Raw genomic sequence first — 21298 nt, forward strand, 5'->3', positions numbered from 1 at the left:
TTTTACTCTTTCCTGACTGCTCTGACAGGAAATTGCTTCTGACCGGAACTTTATTATATTCTGACATTTCAAGCTATAAATAGCATATTATAAAATAACTTACCATTAAAATGCCTATGCACCATATTTTTCTCTTATAATACGATCCAATTCGTGGATAAACTCATTAAATTCATTCTTGGATAACTGTGCATCAGCACCTAACCGTTCCCCTTTACGATACATTTCCTCATTGATCAAAGAAGAAAAGATCACAACAGGAATATCCTTCAATTCAGGATCTGCTTTCATTAATTTCAGTAAACGATGTCCATCCATCTGCGGCATTTCAATATCGGTAATAACGCATCCTGCTTTTTCCTTTACCGTACCTTCTTCTTTGAATTTCTGTAAGATCTCCCAAAGTTCCAATCCGTTATTTGTCGGAATCAGATTTACATATCCGGCTTTTTGTAAACCTTCAAAGATCATTGTACTCAGTAATTGTGAATCTTCTGCATACAGGATCGGCACATTATTCACCGGTCTGTCACCCAGATTTCCTACGGATGCAAGATTGATTCCTACTTCCGGTGTGATGTCTGCAACGATCTTTTCAAAATCAAGCAGAATTACTAACTTACCATCAAAATTAACAATTCCGGTAGCAACACCTGAACTGGCGTTATTGATCAGGCTATCCGGCTTCACGATCGCTGACCAGTTAACACGATGGATGCCGACAACACCATGTACATGGAATCCTACCGTCAAACCATTAAAATTTGTGATCAGGAACATATCTTTTTCCTTTTCTGTACTCTCTGCCATACCAAGGCATTTTGCAAGATTAACTACAGAAATAGTCTCTCCCCTTGTGCTGAAAGCACCTTCTACATTCGGATGTGCATTTGGAATTGGTGTAAGTGCAGTATATGTAAGAATTTCACGAATCTTAGCCACATTAATACCGTAGTAATTTCCTCCTACTATGAATTCCAAAATTTCTAACTCATTTGTTCCGCTTTCCAGTAAAATATTTGTATCCATACGCTCCTCCATCTCGTATACCTGTCTCTTTATACGTATTTATTTTCTGACACGATGAATATGGATAAGAACCGTTTTTCCAATCCATATCAAAATTTAATCTCTTCTTTAGCTTTATATTTTACTATATCAACTATCACTTTGCAAGCATACACACTCCATTAAAACGACCTTTTTTTACAGTGCACTCCCTTAGCACGACCATTTTCGCTAAAATGCACAAGACGATGAAATCTTCTATATTGATTCCATCGTCTTGGTATCATTCTCACGAAATACAAATAATTTTGTACTGATATAATTTATAATTGATAAAATAACACAAACTGTTATTTTGGCTTCCAAGCCCTCTACACCAAACAACGGCTGATCCATTCCCATTGCATAAAGCTGTGGCTGTGCAACTACCTCTAACACTCCTGTAACACCTCTGGATGCCAGAAAAGTAATCAGCTCTTTGCATACGATCTTACGTTCAAAAGAAAGACTGTGAAAAACATATATCTTATTGGTTACAAAAGTATAAATCACCGTTATTGCCCATGACATGGCATTTGCAATGATCATTGGAACCAATGCAACTAAAACGGAATATGTAATCCAGTTGATCGCTGTAGCCGATACACCTACTGTTGTGTATAAAATAAACTCTCTGTATTTCGAACTGCTCTTTGCGTTCATTTCTTTTTCCTCACTAAAACAACTCGTCTAAAAAACAACAAATCGTATTATACACATTTCTAAAAAAAATGCAAGAGAAAAAATTTACAAAACACTCCTAAACCCTATAAAATGCTTCTTAAAACAGGAATAGCACAGCAAAATCCACGAACAGATCATTTCCCCTTAGCAGTCTATGCTCTCGAATTCCACTTCTACAAGTTCACTTGCAATCTGTTCAGCTTCCCAGTCCGGATGTGCCTGGATCAGATCGCGCATCTTTTGAATAACTGCCGTATCACAGCCAAGGATCTCCGCTACTTCTTTATTTGCTATTTCTTCATTCCTTTTCAGCATACGAATGCCTACAGATAATTCACCAATTTCCTTTCCAAGTTCAATATTCTCGCGGTCGCGTATAAACAGCTTCATATACCTTCGCCCCCACTCTTCACTCTCTTTTACCTCTGTGATCATTATATTCAAATCAAACTGCCGTTTTTTCTTTAGCAGCTGCTTCTACAAGTTCGCTTGCAATCTGTTCAGTTTCCCAGTCTGGATGTGCCTGGATCAGATCACGCATCTTTTGAATAACTGCCAGATCATAGCCAAGCACCTCCGCTACTTCTTCATTTGCTATTTCTTCGTTCCTTTTCAGCATACGAATGCCTACAGATAATTCACCAATTTCTTTTCCAATTTCCTTTCCAAGTTCAATATTCTCGCGGTCGCGTATAAACAGCTTCATATACCTTCGCCTCCACTCTTCACTCTCTTTTACCTCCGTGATCATTATATTTAAATCAGACTGTCGTTTTTTCTTCAGCATCTACTTCTACAAGTTCACTTGCAATCTGTTCAGTTTCCCAGTCCGGATGTGCCTGGATCAAATCACGCATCTTTTGAATAACTGCCAGATCATAGCCAAGCACCTCCGCTACTTCTTCATTTGCTATTTCTTCGTTCCTTTTCAGCATACGAATACCTACAGATAATTCACCAATTTCTTTTCCAATTTCTTTTCCAATTTTTTCACCAATTTCCTTTCCAAGTTCAATATTCTCGCGGTCGCGTATAAACAGCTTCATATACCTTCGCCTCCACTCTTCACTCTCTTTTATCTCTGTGATTTCTTCTTTGAGCGACTCTGTATATGTATCCGATATCTGTCCGTTTTTCAAGAATTCCATTAATGCCTGAAACCCATTTCCAAACTGATCCCTGTCTTTCCCATACGGATTGATAATAATCTTTATGGCATCATCCTCTAATAGAATGGACAGATCATCCACGCAGACATTTTCAAAACGATACAGACATCTTCCTTTTCCAAAAGGATCATAATTACAGATAAAGATCACATAGCTTTTCTTTAACTTACTGTACGATTCTCCTTTGTCTAAGACATTCAGGTCGATCATTCCCTGATAATAACGCGATCTTTTCGGAAGATTCTTCTCATTTGTCGTCTGGATCTCGATATTATATACACTTTCGGTATCATCCTCAACATATACATCCAGCCGGATGCTCTTTGCATCATATTGTAAATTGATTGCTTTTTGAAGTTCTGTATACCGGATGTCTTTTATCTTCTTTTGCAAAATGATCTCAAGCAGGTGCTTACACAACTCTTTGTTGCTCATTACTGCTCCAAACATAAAATCATCCCATATTTCCAGTTCTTCAATTCTTTTGTATTGTCTTGTCATACACTTCTCCATTTCCTGTTCTGGTAAAAGAATCCTCTTATCTCTCACAGGAAACAGTTGTTTCTGTCTGTATTATATATGGTATCAGACAACGATTCAACCGGATTTTGACAGAATGCCGGATTCTTTTTGTGGTTTATGATGCTATCATTTTGAAAGGGAATTATAAACAGATTCTTAGATAATATAGAAATGCAATTTTGAAACATTGCATTCATTATAGAATTTCTTTGATTTTGAAATAACTTCTTTCGTATAGCTTATATTATACAAATCCTGCCCAAAAAGGCTATTGACATTTTATCCAAATCGCTTTGCATTTTTACAGCATGTTGTCCTGTCACAAATCACTTTTTCCACTAAAATATTAAATAATGCCGGCAGAAAGATCAGACACGACATACCGATACCTAACAAAGAATAACTAATAAAGTAAAGTATTTCTTTTAAAAATTCAGAAGCAACCAGCTTTTGGTGCAATGATATATAACGAAATACCGCATAATTCCCGTCAGCAATGCATACCCCGAAAATACATAAATCATGCTTCCGACCAGAGTATATGCAGATGTCAGCTTATGATATCTACAATATACCGAAAAACTTACACCGGCAAAAAAGAATCTTGCAACGATCAGGAAATGATATAATACCTCGGTCTTATCCATTGGCACAAATACTGACAAAAGTGCAAATGGATCTCACATCACATAATAACTCAATGTATTAACAATATCATCGCCAAAACCTATATTAAAATCAAATATCGGAATTTGAAATGTATGTTCAATAAAAATTGACCGAATAATAGTTCTTAGATAATGTCCATAATACTTCAAAAATGTAAAATGCTGTGACAATCCATCCTTTGCACTATTTGCACTTACCTCTATGAATGACTTTCCCATAATAATAAAATACCAAAAGCATCTGTTAAAAGTGATCAAAAACATTCCTATATAATAGGTAATATTGCATGCGATTTAATTCTTCATTTTCTATGACATTTAAATATTTTTTCATGCTTCCTCTCCATTTCAAAATTAATCTAAAAAGGGTATAGCAAAGAATAAATACAAAAGCAAAAAATAAATACAAAAGCAATTTGACTTTCCATATTGCGTATAGTAAACTTGATTCTATGGGATTTCATATTAAGATTATTTCCTTAATAAACTGAAGAGAGGCGTGAATACGAAATGAACTTGTTTGGCATTTCCTTTCCAAACAAAATTGAAAATACAGATCAGCTATATTTTGATATACAACATGGTCATTTTAATCCATCAGACCATTCTCTTACAAAAGGAACAATATTAGGAACAAACACCTATTTTAACATTTTTTCTTTGCATCAATATCTAAAATATACTACTTTAGAGCAATTGATATTAGAGCTTTCCGGAAATGGAGCTTTTCATCTTAAAGTGATCCAACAAGACATTATCCATCCGGAAAATCAAACTATTTTATATACCGATTCTTGTATCTTATCAGCGAATCATTCGTTTTCCATACCCATCTGTTATCAATGTGATAATAAAGATTCTGTCCTGTTTTTTACTTTAGAAGCACTAGAAGACTCTTGTTATTTTTTTGGCGGTTTCTACAAAACAGAGCCTGCCATCCTGCCTTCTGTTTGCAAGCTTGCAATGGTAATATGTACCTATAACCGGGAAGAATATGTATATTCCAATCTAAAAACAATTTGCTCGGATATCTTTGATCGTCCTGATTCGCCAATCAAAGATGATTTAGAGATTTTTATTGTTGATAACGGAAAATCCCTTCAAAATCAATGGGGTGATCATCCTCAGATTCATTATTACCAAAATAAAAATCTGGGTGGAAGCGGTGGCTTTACCAGAGGAATGTTAGAAGTTTTGCAATCACAAACGCAATTTTCACATATCCTTTTATGTGATGACGATATCACGCTGGATGCTGATGTATTAGTAAAAAACATTCAATTTTTGAAAATACAAAAAAAAGAAGCCAAACATATTTATCTTGCCGGAAGTATGCTTTATATCGATCGTCCCTGTACACAACATGAGGCAGGTGCACGATGGGATGGCATAAACTACAAGCCGATTCCGGTCAAACCGCTTTTAGAACTAAATCACCCTGAGGACGTTTTAAAAAATGAAACAGAAGTTTCAGTTGATTATGCCGGATGGGGATATCTTTGTTTTCCGGTTTCTGAAATAAACGAAAACAATCTCCCACTTCCTCTTTTTGTAAAATGGGATGATACGGAATTTGCACTACGCAACCATGCACAATGCATCGCACTAAACGGAATTGGGTTTTGGCATCCGTCTTATCAAAGTAATTACAGCCCGACACTGACTTATTATGATATCCGCAATTCATTTGTGATCAATGCGTGTCTTGGTATTCCCAACCATTTTAAGAAAAGAAAACTCACCAAATTTTTCTTTGCCAATCTTGTTTATGGCAATCTGGCAATGGTCAAATGTATTTTATGGGCAATTAACGATTATTTATATGGAATCCGTTTTTTCCAGACAACAGATGGTCAGAAAAATCATCAAAAATTGCAAAACATGTTAAAAGCAATACAGACAATACCAAAACATACTAAAAAGGAAAAAGTGTTTTGTTCTTTCAAATCTCTTTTTTCCCTGAATTTTTGGCATTATACCTTTTACTGGTTTCGTCTTGTAATTCAATTTGTTTTTACACATAACAAAATAGATCAACAATTCAAACAACAACAGCTCCAGATTTGTAATATACACTTTTGGAAAGAACTACTAAAGGAGGACTAAATGAAAAAATACGATTATTTAATAGTTGGAAGCGGATTATGTGGTGCAGTTTTTGCTTATGAAGCTACGAAACGCGGAAAGAGATGCTTAGTGATAGATCGTCGTGATCACATTGGCGGCAATGTTTATACCAAAGAAATAGAAGGTATCAATGTACATTTATACGGCGCGCATATTATTCATACCGGCAGCAAAAAGGTATGGGATTATTTTCATCAATTTACAGATGTGAATCATTTTGTAAATTCACCGATCGCAAATTATAATGGTGAGATCTATAATCTTCCATTCAACATGAACACATTTAGCCGTTTGTGGGGCATTCGTACACCGGATGAAGCCAAAGCGATCATTAATAAACAGCGTTCTGTTATTAAAGGAGAGCCTAAAAATCTTGAAGAACAGGCAATCAGCATGGCGGGTACGGATATTTATGAAAAATTGATCAAAGGCTATACAGAAAAGCAATGGGGAAGACCTTGCCGCGAACTTCCATCTTTTATCATCAAGCGTATTCCAATGCGATTTACATATGATAATAATTATTTTGATATCCGTTATCAGGGTGTTCCGTATGGTGGATATACTCCGATCTTTGAAAAAATGCTGCAGGATTGTGATGTGATCTTGAACGTTGACTTTAATGAAGACCAGCAAAAATACAGAGATATGGCTGACAAAGTCTTCTATACCGGCATGGTAGATGCTTATTTTGACTATCAATTAGGAAAATTGCAATATCGCAGCCTTCGCTTTGAACACGAAGTTCTTGACACAGACAATTACCAGGGTGTTGCAGTTGTGAATTACACCGATGCCAAAACTCCATATACACGTCTCATCGAACATAAACATTTTGAATTCGGAACACAGGAAAAGACTGTGATCAGTCGTGAGTATCCTTCTGAATGGGATGGAAAAACCGAAGCTTACTATCCGATCAACGACGAAGAGAACCAGAATTTATATGAAAAATATGCTGAATTGGTCGCAAAAGAAGAAAATACGATTTTCTGCGGAAGATTAGCACAATACCGTTATTATGACATGTCACAAGCAATTGAAGCTTCTCTTGTTGAAGTAGAAAAAGAATTCGGAAACTAAAACATAAAAATTGGTGCCTCTGTATACCAGACACCAATAGAACTTGTAATACGGTGTACAGAAATGAGGTTTACAATGAATATAGCAATTATCATTGCAGGTGGACGCGGTCAGCGCATGCATCAGGACGTTCCAAAACAATTCTTAAATGTAAATGACAAACCGGTTATCATCTATACATTAGAAGCTTTTGAACGGCATCCCGGTATTGATGAGATCGGTGTTGTCTGCTTAGATGGATGGGACAATATATTACTGGCATACGCCAAACAATATCACATCACCAAACTAAAATGGATCGTTCCTTCCGGTCAGACCGGTCAAATGTCAATTTATAATGGAATTCAGGAAGCTTCTAAGAGATACCAAAGTTCTGACATTATTTTAGTGCATGATGCTGTTCGTCCAATGGTATCACAGGATATCATTTCTGATTGCATTATTACCTGTCAGGAATATGGTTCTGCCATTTCTGTCGGTGATGTAAATACAGTAATTTTAAAAAAAGCAGAAGATGCGGTGGATTCCTCTAAGCAGGTGATCATCCGTGAAGAACTTGCACAAACACAGACACCACAGGCGCTTCCTTTGAAAACATTTGTCTGGGCACACGAGGAAGCACAAAAAAGAGGAATTACAAATTCTGTTGCAACCTGTACACTTATGATCGAATTAGGACAATCTGTTCATTTTTCCAGTGGAAATGAAACGAATATCAAATTAACCACACAAGGAGATATGCGCCTATTCAAAGCACTTTTATCATTAGAAGAAAAGGAGTAACAACCCATGCCTAAAGTTAGTATAATCGTTCCTGTTTATAATACAGAAAAATATCTTGCACAATGTCTGGATAGTATCATCAATCAAAGTCTGAAAGACATTGAGATTCTGTGTGTTGATGATGGTTCAACAGATTCTTCACCGGAGATTTTAAAAGAATACGCAAAAAAAGATTCACGTATCCGGATCATCCAAAAGCCAAATGCCGGCTATGGAAACAGCATGAACCTCGGAATCAAAGAATTAACCGGAGAATATTTCGGACTTGTAGATTCCGATGACTGTATCGCTTCTAATATGTATGAAGTTTTATATAAAGAAGCTACGACTCACGATCTGGACTTTGTACGAAGCGACCATTATCGCTGGTATCCTGAACGGGATTCGAAAAAGCTAATCTATTGTTATGCTACTTCCGGTCTTTACAATGTAGTAAAACGTCCAATGGATAGTGATGATTTATTTGTCCGTGTCGTAACATGCACAGGATTATACAAAACTTCATTTATTCGTGAAAACCAGATTCAATACAACGAAACTCCGGGTGCTGCATTTCAGGATCAGGGCTTTTGGTTTCAGACAACAGCATTGGCAAACCGTATGATGTTTGTCAATCAGGCTTTTTATTATTATCGCTTTGATAATGAGAATTCATCGATCAATTCTTATAAAGTAATCTCAACGATGAACGCAGAATATGAATTAAATAAACAGATTGCTAAAAAACATGAAGACAAGCACGAAAAGATCATTGCCTTTTACTGGCGTGCACGATTTGCAATGACACTCTTCTCCTGCCGTCAAATGGGCGAAGATGTAACACCGGAAGCTGTAAAACCATTCTGTGATTCTTTTGCAAAAGCATCGCAAAGCGGTGAATTAGACACAGCTTTCTTTACCGAAGACCAGCTTTTAGCATTATCTTATGCGGTTTCCGGTCCCGAAAAATTCAGCAAAATGCAAAAAGGAAACCTGAAATGGAATGCTCTTCTTCGTAAATGCAAACACAGACCGGGACCACTCAGAAAAATCTTCTTCCATCTGAGAGCTTTTGGAGTAAAATTAACAATCGATAAATTATTAGGACGTATGTAAAACGGAGGTACTATTATGAAACAGTTTATTAAAAAAATCTTATGCAAAACACCGGCATATCGTGAACAAATCCGCACAAAAAACTTATTAAATGCTAAAATCACGGATATGGAAAAGAAAAATGAAATGATGTTTTGGTGGTCATTGCATCAGCCGGGTGAAACTATGACAGAAACACAGCTTCGTTTCTATAAAAATCTGCCAAAAGCTGAAGGACGCATTCGCGAGCATCAGTTAGATTATCTTGGCATTTTAGAAAAGGCAGTAAAAATTTTTGAAAAGAACAATCTGACTTATTGGCCAATGGGCGGTACCATGCTTGGTGTAGTCAGACATAATGCCTTTATCCCCTGGGATGATGATCTTGATATCAGTATGATGGCAGAAGATAAAGAAAAATTATTCGAGATTTTCGAAAAAGAAGAGGAATTTGTCATTGAAGAAGTATATTGGTCAGATGGTCTTTTACTTCGCTGCCCTCGTATTCGTTATAAAGACGAAAGTAAAAACGGATGCATTGATATTTTTCTTTGGGAACGTGCCGATAATGAACCAACCGGTGACCGCGAATTATGGGCAAAACGCCAGAAATACGTTCAGATGAAGGAACAGGCTTTCCAGAAATTAAAACCATCTTTACATAAAACATTATTTGCCGGAGAACCGATCACGGATTTACATGATAAGGAATTGATCGATAAATTATTTAATGACATCTACAAACAGCAAAGACAGGAATGTCAGAAAAGTGGAAATACCATCTATGGTCAGATCGATATGTGGTTTGAAGCAGGACGCTGGGTCGGTGTTTATGCCAAAGAAGATGTGCTTCCGTTTACTACAATGAAATTTGAAACTTTAGATATGCCACTTCCAAACCACTATGATAAATTCTTAACAGCACAATATGGTGACTGGCTTGCACTTCCTAGCAAAGTATCACCAAAGCATACCAGATTTTAATAAAAGTATTTCGGGAGGATTATGTTATGCCATACTGCGACAAAATTTTAGAAGCCTCTGAACCATTTATTGATCAGATTGTAAAAAGAGAAGATTTAAAAGAAAAACGTTTTCTGATCACAGGGGCAACCGGCATGATCGGTTCATCGGTTTTAGATCTTCTGCTCTTTTTAAACGAAAGAAAACAGTATGGCATAACCATATATGCAGCAGTCCGAAATGATTCCAAAATTAAAAAAAGATACGGAATATTTGCTCAAAAAGAGTATTTCCATATCCTTCCTTATGATGCTACGAAACCCATTGATTTTGAATATTCTGTTGATTATGTCATCCATGCAGCAAGTAATGCCGATCCTGCTGCCATCTCAAAAGAGCCGGTAGAAACACTGATGAGTAATGTCTTTGGCTTGGATCAAATCTTACAATACGCAAAAAGATCCTCAGTCCAAAAAACTCTATTTGTCTCATCCAGCGAGATCTATGGTACAAATTCTACTTCCAAACCTTTCTTAGAGGACGATTACGGAAACATTGACTTATTAAATCCCAGAGCAGCTTATCCTATGGGAAAACGGGCCTCAGAAACGCTCTGTGCCAGCTATGCAAATGAATATGATCTAAACATCGTCATTGCACGTCCGGGACATATCTATGGACCAACAATCACCGATACAGACTCGCGTGCTTCTGCCCAGTTTACAAGAAATGCTTTAAATCATCAGGATATCATTATGAAAAGTGCCGGAACACAACTTCGTTCTTATTGCTATGTCTATGACTGTGCTTCTGCATTATTAACGATATTATTAAATGGTCAGCCAACCTGTGCTTATAATATTTCAAATCGTCATTCTATCCTTTCAATCAGTGATATTGCCAAACTTTTTGCTAAAGCAGGCAATGTAGCATTAACTTTTGAAAATGCTTCTAAAAAAGAGCAAAAAAGTTATAACCTGATGAGCATGTCTGCATTAGATGCAACCAGACTGGAAAATCTCGGATGGCATGCGATCATGGATAGCAAAGACGGTGTTAAGGAAACACTACGTCTTCTAAAGGGCTAAAAAAGCAATCCTATAGATCCGGATACTGCTTTTAAAGGGCTAAAAACCATCCTACAGATCCAGATACTGCTTCCAAAAAGCCATGTTTGTAATCTCTTTGTAATTCTTCTGATAATCCTTTACTGCCTTATCAAAGTTCTGATCAAGCAGGCGGTTTACTTTATGGCACTGCCATAGCAACTCGAATAACTTTCGCCATTTTCTTTGTGTCACAAATCCTTTTTTACTTTCCGGATCATAATATACTACCTTTCTGACACGGAACAGATCTTTCGAACAACATCCCATTGGCAGCGGAACAAGCTTTCTTTTTCCCGGCAAAAGCCAGCCGTTTAATGTCAGAAAATCCATTTTAGAATGTGCTTTTACCTGATATAAAGAAACAGGCTCTTCTTTTCCTACTCTATCAGAAACAGTACCTTTCTGCTCTTTTTCCTTTATATCTTCTAAACAGTCACAATTTTGTAGGGTCTGACTCTGATCGGTCATTTGATAACCCATTTGCATAATTTGCTGATGGAGTTTCACCGGATCGGTTGTCTTATAAAAGTCTGTTCCCTTGCAAAAATCTTCTACCCCTTTTATCGTAAGCTTCCAGTCTTCATAGCGGTATTTGAGCAATTGAAAGACCAGATGACGCATCACTCTTTTCTTTGCCTGCTTTTTCGTATATTTACTGTTATGGATCGCATTTGCAGTCAAAAGATTTCTCATATCATAATATTCCACCGAAGAAGCCTTTCGATGTTCAAACGAATCATGCCACACACCAATTCCATTCATCGTCATGATCGGACGATCCAGACGGATCCCATACTCGATATCATCCATATGAATAAAAAACGGTAAGGGAAGCTGTACTTCCTTGATCGTTGCAACCGGAATACAGCAATACCACCATCCGTTATAATCAGATCGGAGTATCTCTTCATTTTGGCTCAACTGTGTAACATTACACATATCTAACCCCTGATGCATCGTTTGGACACGGTCAATATCCCAGATTTCCGCATTGGTATGCTGGATGTTTGGATGATCGGTCCGCAACAACGCTCCCCCGACAACAGAATCTTTGTATTTCTCATTTGTATATGCTAATAACAGCCAGGTCCGTTTGATTGTATCTGCATGGATCTTAATATCATCGTCCATCAAAAGAATGTGTGTAAATTCCGTCTTGTCTTCCATTGTTTCAATCATGCAGCGTGTAAAACCTCCGGTTCCACCGGCATTTTTGTTATAAAAGACCTTTACAGCATCAGAATACGTCTGCGTCGTATCTAGTGTATTACCATTGTCCGATACATATACTTTGACATGATGATAAAGAGGACTATGCACATCACAAAGGATCTGATCCGCTAACATCTTTAGCGTTCTTTGTACATATTCTTCTCTGCGATAGGTGCAGATACCGATTGCCAGTTCAATCTGCCGGATCGGCTTTTTCGTTGTCTGATACTGTATATTGGTAAGCAGACACTCTTCTTTTGCTATGATACGTGCAAAACACAGCACAGACTCTTTCTTGTTGACAAAAGAAAGCTTTGTCTCTTCCTGCATTAAAAGAGTAAAGCTTTCTTCTGTAATCTCTGTATGGATAAAGTCCTTTTTTTCTAACACAATTGTTTCGCTACCATCAAAGATGCATAATTCGATCTGCCCCTGCCCTTTTAAAAACAAATACATACTGATCTGCTCAATATCCGTATACTCTATCCATTTTCCGATCGAAAATGCATTAAAATAGGTCAATGTGGACGCAATGGTATCCTGCATCAGATGAAAAGCTCCATCGTCAAAAGTAACTTTTCCCTGTTGTGTCCGAAGATACATCTGCTCTACTGTACATATCTCTTTATCAGGATATACCATTTCTTGTAAGATCATTTTACCCTCTTTTCTAATGCTATTTCTTAGCGACCTTTTTTTCCATACTTTCCATATATGCATCACATACTTCGTCTACAGGTCCTACCTGCATAATATCACCTTTGTTGATCCAGACTGCATGATCACAAAGTTCTCTGACCTGATCGATACTGTGCGATACAAAGATCAAAGTCGTACCACCTGACATCATTTCATCCATTCGCTTCAAACATTTTTGCTGGAATGCATAATCACCGACTGCAAGAATCTCATCAACGATCAGAATATCCGGTCTTACGATCGTTGCGATTGCAAAGCCCAGACGTGCTCTCATACCGGAAGAAAAGTTCTTGATCGGAGAATCTAAGAAATCCTGTAATTCGGAAAATTCCACGATCTCATCAAAATGCTTGTGCATATAATCCATCGAATGGCCAAGCACGGTTCCATTCAAAAAAATATTTTCTCTTGCGGTCAGATTCTGATCAAAACCGGCACCAAGCTCCAAAAGAGGTGAGATCACACCATTGACAATAATCTCTCCTTTATATGGTTTTAAGATTCCACAGATTGCTTTTAAAAGAGTAGATTTACCGGATCCATTGCTTCCGACAAGCCCCCAGGCTTCTCCTCTTCGTATCTGAAAGGATGCATCTTTTACAGCTAAAAATTCCTGAAAAAGAAGTTCTCTTTTCAAGACTTTGATCACATATTCTTTGAGATTATCAATCTTTTCTGATGCAAGATTAAAACGGATCGTCACATTTCTTACATCGACTACCACGTCATTCATTCTTCTACCTCACTTGATTCTGTCTTCCATTCTTTTTAACATCTATCCTTCTTTTACTTCATATCCCTATCATAATATGTTCATTATCCTATATATATAAAATAAACCGATCCTGCGTCTTTAAAAATACCCATACACCAAGAATAAGAGCAAGACATGCATCAATACAGCCATATAAAACCATATGCATATCCGGTATACAGTTATATAATGTCAGACAACGTAACTGTGTCACATATGCATACATCGGATTGCAATGCGCTACTAAAAAGATCAGCTTTTCAGGAAGCTTTTCGATCGGATAAAACATCGGTGTCAGATACAGCCACGCCGTTGTGATCGCATTATAGATATACTGGATATCGCGGAAAAATACATTCGTTGCCGCTAAAAACATTCCCAGTCCAACACAGAATACATACAGCTGAATCAGAATCAATGGGAATAAAAGCAAATGCCATGAAAAAGTTGCTCCTGTGAACAGCATTACGATCAACAATGCACCGATTGAAAAAATACAATCGATCAGACCACTTGTGATCTTAGATACCGTGAAAACGTATTTTGGCAGATAGGTCTTCTTTAACAAAGAAGCACTGCCATTGATCGAATTGATTGCTCCATGTGTTGATATGTTCATATAATTAAAGAGCACCTGACCACTCATTAAATACACAGGATAGTTTGGAATCGTTGTACTTCGAAACATCTGTGAAAAGACAATTGCCATAATCGTCATGATAAAGAGAGGATTTAAGATACTCCATAGATATCCTAAGATACTTCTCCGATATTTTAATTTTAAATCCCTAAGAACAAGCTGTCCCATTAAATCTTTATATTTAATAAATCCCTGTATGCGGGCAAAAAACATTCTCATTTTCTTCCTCCTGTTGGATTTTGGAGTTATTTCTATAATTAAACTCACAAATCCGCTCTTACAGAGCTTTCCATTCTGCTACGCAGAATAATTTGTTCGTTAATTCGCCTGAAAAAGCAAACACCGGCTTCGCTGGCGGCTTGCTTTTCTTACGAGCTCATTATATCATGAATTCGTAACACAAGAGAACTTGTTTTCTTGTGCAGAATTCATGAACAACAAAATCATTGAGCACAAAGTGCGGCAAGCATGTAATGCTTGGATTTTGGAGTTATTATATCACAGCTTTGCTAACATTTCCAATAGCTGCTCCTGACTAATCACGCGTTTTGCGGCAATTCCGACATTTACGGCACCTTCTACATTCTCTGTCCTGTCATCGAAGAAGAGACACTCTGTCGGGTTCAATTGATATTTTTCTAAAAGATATTCATATATCGCAGCATCAGGCTTTGTTTCATGAATCTGATAAGAAACTACGGCACCATCCAAATCGCGCATAAAAGAAGCATCTTTAGTGTGCTTTTGAAAGAAATCTTTCGAATAATTCGATAACAGATAGATCCGATAACCTTTTTCTTTTAATTCATGTACTCTTTTCCATACTTTCGGTCTTGGCACATGCATATATTCTCCATGACGGATAAACCAGCCGATCGCATTGGCATGCTTGGGATATTTCTTAGCATATCCGGCAATAACTTCTTCGTTTGTCATCGTTCCTTTATCTAAGATTGCCCACAGCGGATCATAAAACATCAGGTCATCTAAAGCAAGTGCTTCTTCCCGACTCAGACCATAATCCATTAACATCTCTGTCGCACGATATTCCATTAAAACGTCTCCCAGATCAAAGATCAGATTTTTTATCATAATGTACTCCTTTCAAACCATATGCTCTCCGGCATGCGATCGAGGCGATCGTATAAATATGATAGTGACATTTTCTTAACAGCCGGACACTTTTATTTGCTACAGCATCATAAATTGCCGGGAACTCTTTTTTGAGCTTTTGATCAAGCTTTACGATCTGCTGTTTTCTTTCTTTATCCGGGCAGAAACTTAAATAAATCTTGATCTGACTGACGAAAAACTTCGCACATCCCTTTTGCATATATGCTTTGGTAGCTGTATCCACAATCGCTTCGTAAGAACGGTAACAATTCAACAAACTGTCTAATACTTTTTCATGTTGTGCACAATTTTTTTGCATATTACAGATATCCATACTCTGCGTGGTCATGCCCAGACGATAGCGATATACGGTTTCCTTTAAAAAAGCGGCTTTCCTGATCCATGGTACCGGAAACAGACAATATTGTGCATCGACATAGAAACAATGTTCTGAAAAACTGATCGGATTTTCTTTGAGCAGACTTGTACGATATGTGATCGAATGCATCACAAAATACTGTTTCTGACAGACATCTGACCATACATAACTGTTACCGCTTATACATTCCTTAGGTGACATAACAATGCGTTCTAACGTTTGTCCTGTCCGATCATCAAAAGTTTCATAATCACTGACAACAACATCGGCATCTGTTCTTTTCAAAAGATCGATCAAATGGTATAAACCTTCCTTGGCAACAAGATCATCTCCGTCAACTGTTTTAAAAAAGCGTCCGTTTGCTTCTTTGATCCCACGATTGACTGTCGATCCATGACCTCCGTTTTTTTTGTCGATCAAATGAAATATCTTTGGATATTTTGTTACATATTCCATTGCGATCGCATTGATCGCATCGCCTGATCCGTCATTGATCACTAAAACCTCCAGTTCCTCTTCGAGATCTCTGTATGCAAACGATTCCAGACATTTTGCCAAATATTTTTCAACATGATATGCTGCGATCGATATGGTTAAGAGCTTTTCCTTTTTATCCATGTTTGCTTCACCTTTTTACAATTTACTTTTGCTGTAATGCTGTTATTGTTGTACTACTCTGTTTTCTGTCCTTCTTTTCTCCCCTTTAACGTGCTTCTAAAGATATTCCGTCTATCCTGTCTTTCTGCTTCCCTTAATACTTCTTTGTAAATTCTTTTCCGTTCTTCCTTGACTACAGTATCACTGTACTCTTTCACTTTTTCCTGATTAAATACTCCAAACCTTTTCCTCTCAGACGGATCATTTGCAAGTTCCTGAATTGCCTGTGTCAATGCTTCTATGCTTTTGTCCTGCAACAAAATGCCACCTTTCTGATCCACGATCAGTTCCCTGCATCCCCGTATATCATAAGCGACCACAGGACATGCTAATGCCATTGCTTCCATAACTGCAACGGGCATTCCTTCCCGTAAAGATGGAAAGACAAAGATATCTGCTTTCTTTAATAAGGAAACAACATCGGTACGATATCCAAGAAAATGCACCTGCTTTTCAAGCTTCAACTCCCGTACTCTTTGCCGTAATGCTTCCATGCACTGTCCTTCGCCACAGATATAATAACCGATGTCCGGATTAGAAAGCTTTGCAAGTGCATCAAGAACCACTTTATGATTCTTTCCGGGTGCGAGTTCTCCTACGGTCAGCAACGTTACTTTTTCTTTCCACGAAGACTGCTCTGTTTTGCTGTCTTGATCCACATTTTGCTCTGCTTTTTTTAATAATTGCTCACAATCAATACCAACACCATGTATCCGGTATACCTTACCACGGACAGGAAACTTTTTTGCTCTTTGATAATCTTCTTCATTGATTGTAACAAGCCCATCCGTATATCGTGCCATAAAACGCTCGATCGGATAAAAGATCCAATGCTTTACAGAGGCACCGCTATAAAAATGAAAGCCATGTCCGGTATAGATCACTGTGGCTGTCTTTGTCTTCTTTGCTGCCATTCTCGCCAACACACCGGTCAAAGGCATATGACAATGTACAAGGTCGAACTGTTCCTTTTTCATCAATTCCTTTAGCATCCGGTATGCCTTCCGGTTTTCCTTACAAAATAACTTTCTGGCAAAAGGTATGGGATGACAAATCAGTCCAAGTGCTACTGCTCTGCTATTATCTTTTCCATAAACAATCTGATCAAAATTAGCTGCATAATGCACTTCATATCCCATATCCTGTAAAATATGAACTGCATCTGTTTCAAATTGTGGAACAAAGCCACTGACTCTTGTCACGAGCAAAGCCTTCTTTTTCATTGCAGTCTGCCTCCCTTCCTTTTTGCTCTCATTTCATACCCAATCTGCTTATAACAAAAGCTTTTACCTGCACTTTCACAAATAGCATTTTATTTGTCTTCTTCCTTCTTGGCAATCTGATTGATCTCTTTTACGATTTCTTCTACATCTGTCGTATCCACCTGCTCTTTTAATGCATTGGTCTGTTCCTGCTCAATCCCTTCTGTAGAAGCCGGTTTAAAGATTGTTTTTACTGTCATCAGGATCAGCTTCATATCTGTCCAAAACGAATAGTTTTCGATATAAAACAGATCTAACTTCAACTTATCATATGGTGTTGTATTATACTTTCCATAAACCTGCGCATATCCGGTCAAACCTGCTTTGACACGCATCCGAAATACAAATTCCGGCATTTCCTGTGAATATTCTTCTATCAGTTCCGGCCGCTCCGGTCTTGGTCCGACAAAAGACATATCCCCTTTTAGGATATTAAATAATTGCGGCAGTTCATCAATCCTTGCAGCGCGGATCACTCTGCCAACCGGTGTGATACGTTCATCGTGCTCTTTTGCAAGCTGCACGCCACCTTTTTTCTCTGCATCCACGATCATACTGCGAAATTTATAGATAGCAAATTCCTTACCACCTTTTGTACAACGCACCTGACTGTAAAAAACAGGTCCGTGGTCATAAAGTTTGATTGCCAATGCCGTCAGAAGCATAAAAGGGGAAGCTGCTATCAATAACAAAACCGATAAGATAATATCTAATGTCCTCTTTCCAAATTGCTGGTCAAAACTTAGTGTATATCCTCTTGAAAGCATAAAAGGCGTATCAAATACATGAATCCGATCGGCTCCCATCAGAATAATATCCGATATTTTGGGAATGACATAAGCTCTGACTTTTTTAGCATAACAATATTTTAAAACATCATTGCGTTCTACGGCAGGAATATCTCCTATGATCACAGCCTGAAAGTCCAGAATTCTTTTCTTGATCTGTTCCATTCCTTCATTGATATTTACCGCATCATAGATTGCATATTTATCTCTTCTGGCTTCTACTTTATAAACCAGATCTGCAGCAGGTCTTTCTCCATATACAAGTAATATCTTCCACGGCTGGAAGATCCGGTTATATAATTTGATCACGATCACATTCCAAATAGTGGATACTAACATTTCTGCCAGTAAAACAACAAAAAGATAGAATGGTGTAACAAACCGGAATGCTAACAGCGAAATTACAACATACATCACAACATTTGTCAGAAAAAGACTCAGATATTGTGATAATAAGACTTCGATTCTTCGAAAGCGACCGATTTTTAAACTTCCATACATATTGGAAAAGAAAAACAGCAGCACAGCATATAATGCCAGTACAACATAGTTACCTCTGCGATAAAAACGATATGTATACATCATATCTGCATAAAAATGATACCAACTATAAGAAAACAATGCCGTCATCATACAGACATTGATCATCGAGGCAAAAAAAAGTATGGTTCTCTTATAGGGATCAAAATTCTTCATAAGTAACTCCTTAAAACATCAAAAGCCTAAGAGCCGCTTATGCGACTTCTAGACTTTTCATGTAGCGTGATTCTCTTTTTCTGTTTACAGAAAGCAGTCTGTTTTCGATAAAATACAATTTCATTTTCCTAAAAAAATATATTTCATCAATTCTTCTGTTTCTTATCTGTCAAAAATACTTTCAGAAAGGAATGTAACTTTAACAGTATCTTTTGTCATTCGCTTAAAATCTGAGAAAATATCGTAGATTTCCTGATTCAGCTGCTCTCCTTTACCATCCGGGTTAAAGGTCGGTAAAAACGGATCTGCGTATGTCTCGTTATATTTCTCTTTGATACAATCAAATCCTGTTACGGCAATATCATGAACATGAATCTTTTCTAACAAACGCATACATGTAACGATTGCATTATCAAAATGCTCCCATCCACGTTTGATCACCCGATTAAAGTTAATGATATATTCGTTCTCATCCGGCTCTGTCTTGATATTAGATAACAAGATCTTAGGTGTCTTGTTAAAGATTTCAGCAAAAGATTCCTTGGCATAATCATAACGTACTGAACTGATAAAGAACAGATAATCAAAATCATATCCCTCGATCACGGAATTGATGCCGATCACGATCGGATGTCTTTTTGCAATATATTCTTTGACTTTTTTCTGATCATCTAATGATGACTTACCCGGTCCGATCAGAACAACTTCCTTTCCGGACATTACTTCCTGTAATGCCTCCAATGCTTTCTGATCATCTACAATACGATCCTGGTTTTCAAGGTATTTTTCTTCCAGAAGATCATAATCGTATTTCTTTCTGTCATCCGGAGATAATGATTCAATGATATTGTACATATCACGCGAATTCGTTCTATGATTCTTCTGCAAATATGCAATGTTATTAACATGTGTACAATACATACCCGCAATAAAATATGGTGTGGAATAACCCCAGTTATAGTTTTCCTGGAAATATTCCATATACATATCAATCGCATCCATGATCGCATTCATATCATAGTTACAATGATACTTTCTATTTAAGAAATTAACCATCAATTCTGTTGTGGCATTACCTGCACCACGTCCCATTCCACATAAGCTGGCATCTACGATCACACCACGTTTGGTCTCCTGTAACAACTTAACAAAATGCATCGAAAGTGCAAACGACAACTGCTGGTTGTTATGAGAATGAAAACCTAATTTGATCTCAGGATTTAGATGTTCATGTAATGTATTAACAATTCTTTCTAAGTCTTCCTCATACATAGCACCAAACGTGTCAACAACAGAAAGAGCAACCGGATTAACTTTATTGATCTCATTTGCAAGATCCAAAAGATCTTCTTCTTTATACGCTAATGTATTTGCTGCCTGATAAAATACTTTATATCCTTTTTCCTGAATCTTTCTACCGACTGCAATGCCCTCTTTATGTTTTCCGTATGGAAATACAACACGAACCGCATCAATTGATTTTCCATCATATTCCGGTAAAGTATCTACATCATAACGATCCCAGTCGATCATGACAACATAAGTAGATCGGTCATTTTTCCCGTCAAGATACTGCTCTACATCACTTGGAACATGGTAAAATGTTGTACCTTTTTCATGTTCAAAATCCTTTAACCATCCACACTCAATGATGTCCATGTTGGATTCTTGCAACTTTTTTAAAATTCCTTTGATCGCTGCAACACCAAAATGTGCATCTACAATATACGCACCATCACGTAATGTGCAATCTAACAGTTCCAGCTTTTTCGTATCGTTACTACTCATCTCATTTTCCCCTTTCTTATTCGCCTATATTGTATTGATATAACAATTTTTTCTGTAAAATAATGTCTCAATTTATGCATA

Annotated in this window: 19 protein-coding genes; 6 read left to right on the forward strand and 13 right to left on the reverse strand. The window is 37.3% G+C overall.

The window, feature by feature from the left end; all coding sequences use genetic code 11:
- Positions 1-114 precede the first annotated feature (114 nt).
- The 5 genes from H8700_RS08425 to H8700_RS08445 form a co-directional block, all read right to left on the reverse strand.
- On the reverse strand, positions 115-1029 hold the full coding sequence (locus H8700_RS08425) for a chemotaxis protein (protein ID WP_249305067.1): 915 nt from the start codon (positions 1027-1029) through the stop codon (positions 115-117).
- 237 nt (positions 1030-1266) lie between these two features.
- On the reverse strand, positions 1267-1710 hold the full coding sequence (locus tag H8700_RS08430; RefSeq protein WP_249305068.1) for a GtrA family protein: 444 nt from the start codon (positions 1708-1710) through the stop codon (positions 1267-1269).
- Between the two features lie 165 nt (positions 1711-1875).
- Positions 1876-2121 (reverse strand): hypothetical protein, encoded by a 246-nt coding sequence (locus H8700_RS08435; protein WP_249305069.1) that lies wholly within the window; start codon positions 2119-2121, stop codon positions 1876-1878.
- A 55-nt stretch (positions 2122-2176) separates the two neighbouring features.
- Positions 2177-2437, reverse strand: coding sequence for a hypothetical protein (locus H8700_RS08440; protein WP_249305072.1), 261 nt, complete (start codon positions 2435-2437; stop codon positions 2177-2179).
- A 55-nt stretch (positions 2438-2492) separates the two neighbouring features.
- Positions 2493-3401, reverse strand: a complete 909-nt coding sequence (locus H8700_RS08445; protein WP_249305076.1) for an Rpn family recombination-promoting nuclease/putative transposase — start codon at positions 3399-3401, stop codon at positions 2493-2495.
- A gap of 1199 nt (positions 3402-4600) precedes the next feature.
- Here H8700_RS08445 and H8700_RS08450 point away from each other — a divergent pair.
- The 6 genes from H8700_RS08450 (at position 4601) to H8700_RS08475 (ending at position 11208) form a co-directional block, all read left to right on the forward strand.
- On the forward strand, positions 4601-6196 hold the full coding sequence (locus H8700_RS08450) for a glycosyltransferase (protein ID WP_249305078.1): 1596 nt from the start codon (positions 4601-4603) through the stop codon (positions 6194-6196).
- The gene (glf, locus tag H8700_RS08455) at positions 6197-7300 is read left to right on the forward strand and encodes a UDP-galactopyranose mutase (RefSeq protein WP_022140519.1); all 1104 of its coding nucleotides are present in this window, start codon (positions 6197-6199) and stop codon (positions 7298-7300) included.
- Positions 7301-7375: 75 nt separating this feature from the next.
- Positions 7376-8083, forward strand: coding sequence for an IspD/TarI family cytidylyltransferase (locus H8700_RS08460; protein WP_249305082.1), 708 nt, complete (start codon positions 7376-7378; stop codon positions 8081-8083).
- Positions 8084-8089: 6 nt separating this feature from the next.
- Positions 8090-9178, forward strand: a complete 1089-nt coding sequence (locus H8700_RS08465; protein ID WP_249305084.1) for a glycosyltransferase family 2 protein — start codon at positions 8090-8092, stop codon at positions 9176-9178.
- Between the two features lie 15 nt (positions 9179-9193).
- Positions 9194-10141, forward strand: coding sequence for a LicD family protein (locus tag H8700_RS08470; protein ID WP_022140522.1), 948 nt, complete (start codon positions 9194-9196; stop codon positions 10139-10141).
- 26 nt (positions 10142-10167) lie between these two features.
- Positions 10168-11208: an NAD-dependent epimerase/dehydratase family protein gene (locus tag H8700_RS08475; protein ID WP_249305086.1), complete on the forward strand. Its 1041-nt coding sequence runs from the start codon at positions 10168-10170 to the stop codon at positions 11206-11208.
- 51 nt (positions 11209-11259) lie between these two features.
- On the opposite strand, the gene H8700_RS08480 is transcribed toward H8700_RS08475, so the two are convergent.
- The 8 genes from H8700_RS08480 to H8700_RS08515 form a co-directional block, all read right to left on the reverse strand.
- Positions 11260-13098, reverse strand: a complete 1839-nt coding sequence (locus tag H8700_RS08480; RefSeq protein ID WP_249305087.1) for a glycosyltransferase family 2 protein — start codon at positions 13096-13098, stop codon at positions 11260-11262.
- Positions 13099-13117: 19 nt separating this feature from the next.
- The gene (locus tag H8700_RS08485; protein WP_022140525.1) at positions 13118-13873 is read right to left on the reverse strand and encodes an ABC transporter ATP-binding protein; all 756 of its coding nucleotides are present in this window, start codon (positions 13871-13873) and stop codon (positions 13118-13120) included.
- 88 nt (positions 13874-13961) lie between these two features.
- Positions 13962-14753 carry an ABC transporter permease gene (locus tag H8700_RS08490; protein ID WP_022140526.1) on the reverse strand — a complete coding sequence of 264 codons (792 nt, stop codon included), beginning with the start codon at positions 14751-14753 and terminating at the stop codon, positions 13962-13964.
- 279 nt (positions 14754-15032) lie between these two features.
- Positions 15033-15626, reverse strand: a complete 594-nt coding sequence (locus H8700_RS08495; RefSeq protein ID WP_249305089.1) for an HAD family hydrolase — start codon at positions 15624-15626, stop codon at positions 15033-15035.
- Positions 15604-16644 carry a glycosyltransferase family 2 protein gene (locus H8700_RS08500; protein ID WP_249305092.1) on the reverse strand — a complete coding sequence of 347 codons (1041 nt, stop codon included), beginning with the start codon at positions 16642-16644 and terminating at the stop codon, positions 15604-15606. The genes H8700_RS08495 and H8700_RS08500 overlap by 23 nt, the downstream gene beginning before the upstream one ends.
- Before the next feature lie 53 nt (positions 16645-16697).
- On the reverse strand, positions 16698-17906 hold the full coding sequence (locus H8700_RS08505; protein WP_249305094.1) for a glycosyltransferase family 4 protein: 1209 nt from the start codon (positions 17904-17906) through the stop codon (positions 16698-16700).
- Positions 17907-17995: 89 nt separating this feature from the next.
- Positions 17996-19429, reverse strand: coding sequence for a sugar transferase (locus H8700_RS08510; RefSeq protein ID WP_249305096.1), 1434 nt, complete (start codon positions 19427-19429; stop codon positions 17996-17998).
- A gap of 162 nt (positions 19430-19591) precedes the next feature.
- A complete protein-coding gene (locus H8700_RS08515) occupies positions 19592-21217 on the reverse strand; it encodes a hydroxymethylglutaryl-CoA lyase-like TIM-barrel protein (protein WP_249305098.1) in 1626 nt (541 codons plus the stop codon).
- Positions 21218-21298 lie beyond the last annotated feature (81 nt).

This window comes from Jutongia hominis (assembly GCF_014384965.1).
GTDB lineage: Bacteria > Bacillota > Clostridia > Lachnospirales > Lachnospiraceae > Butyribacter > Butyribacter hominis.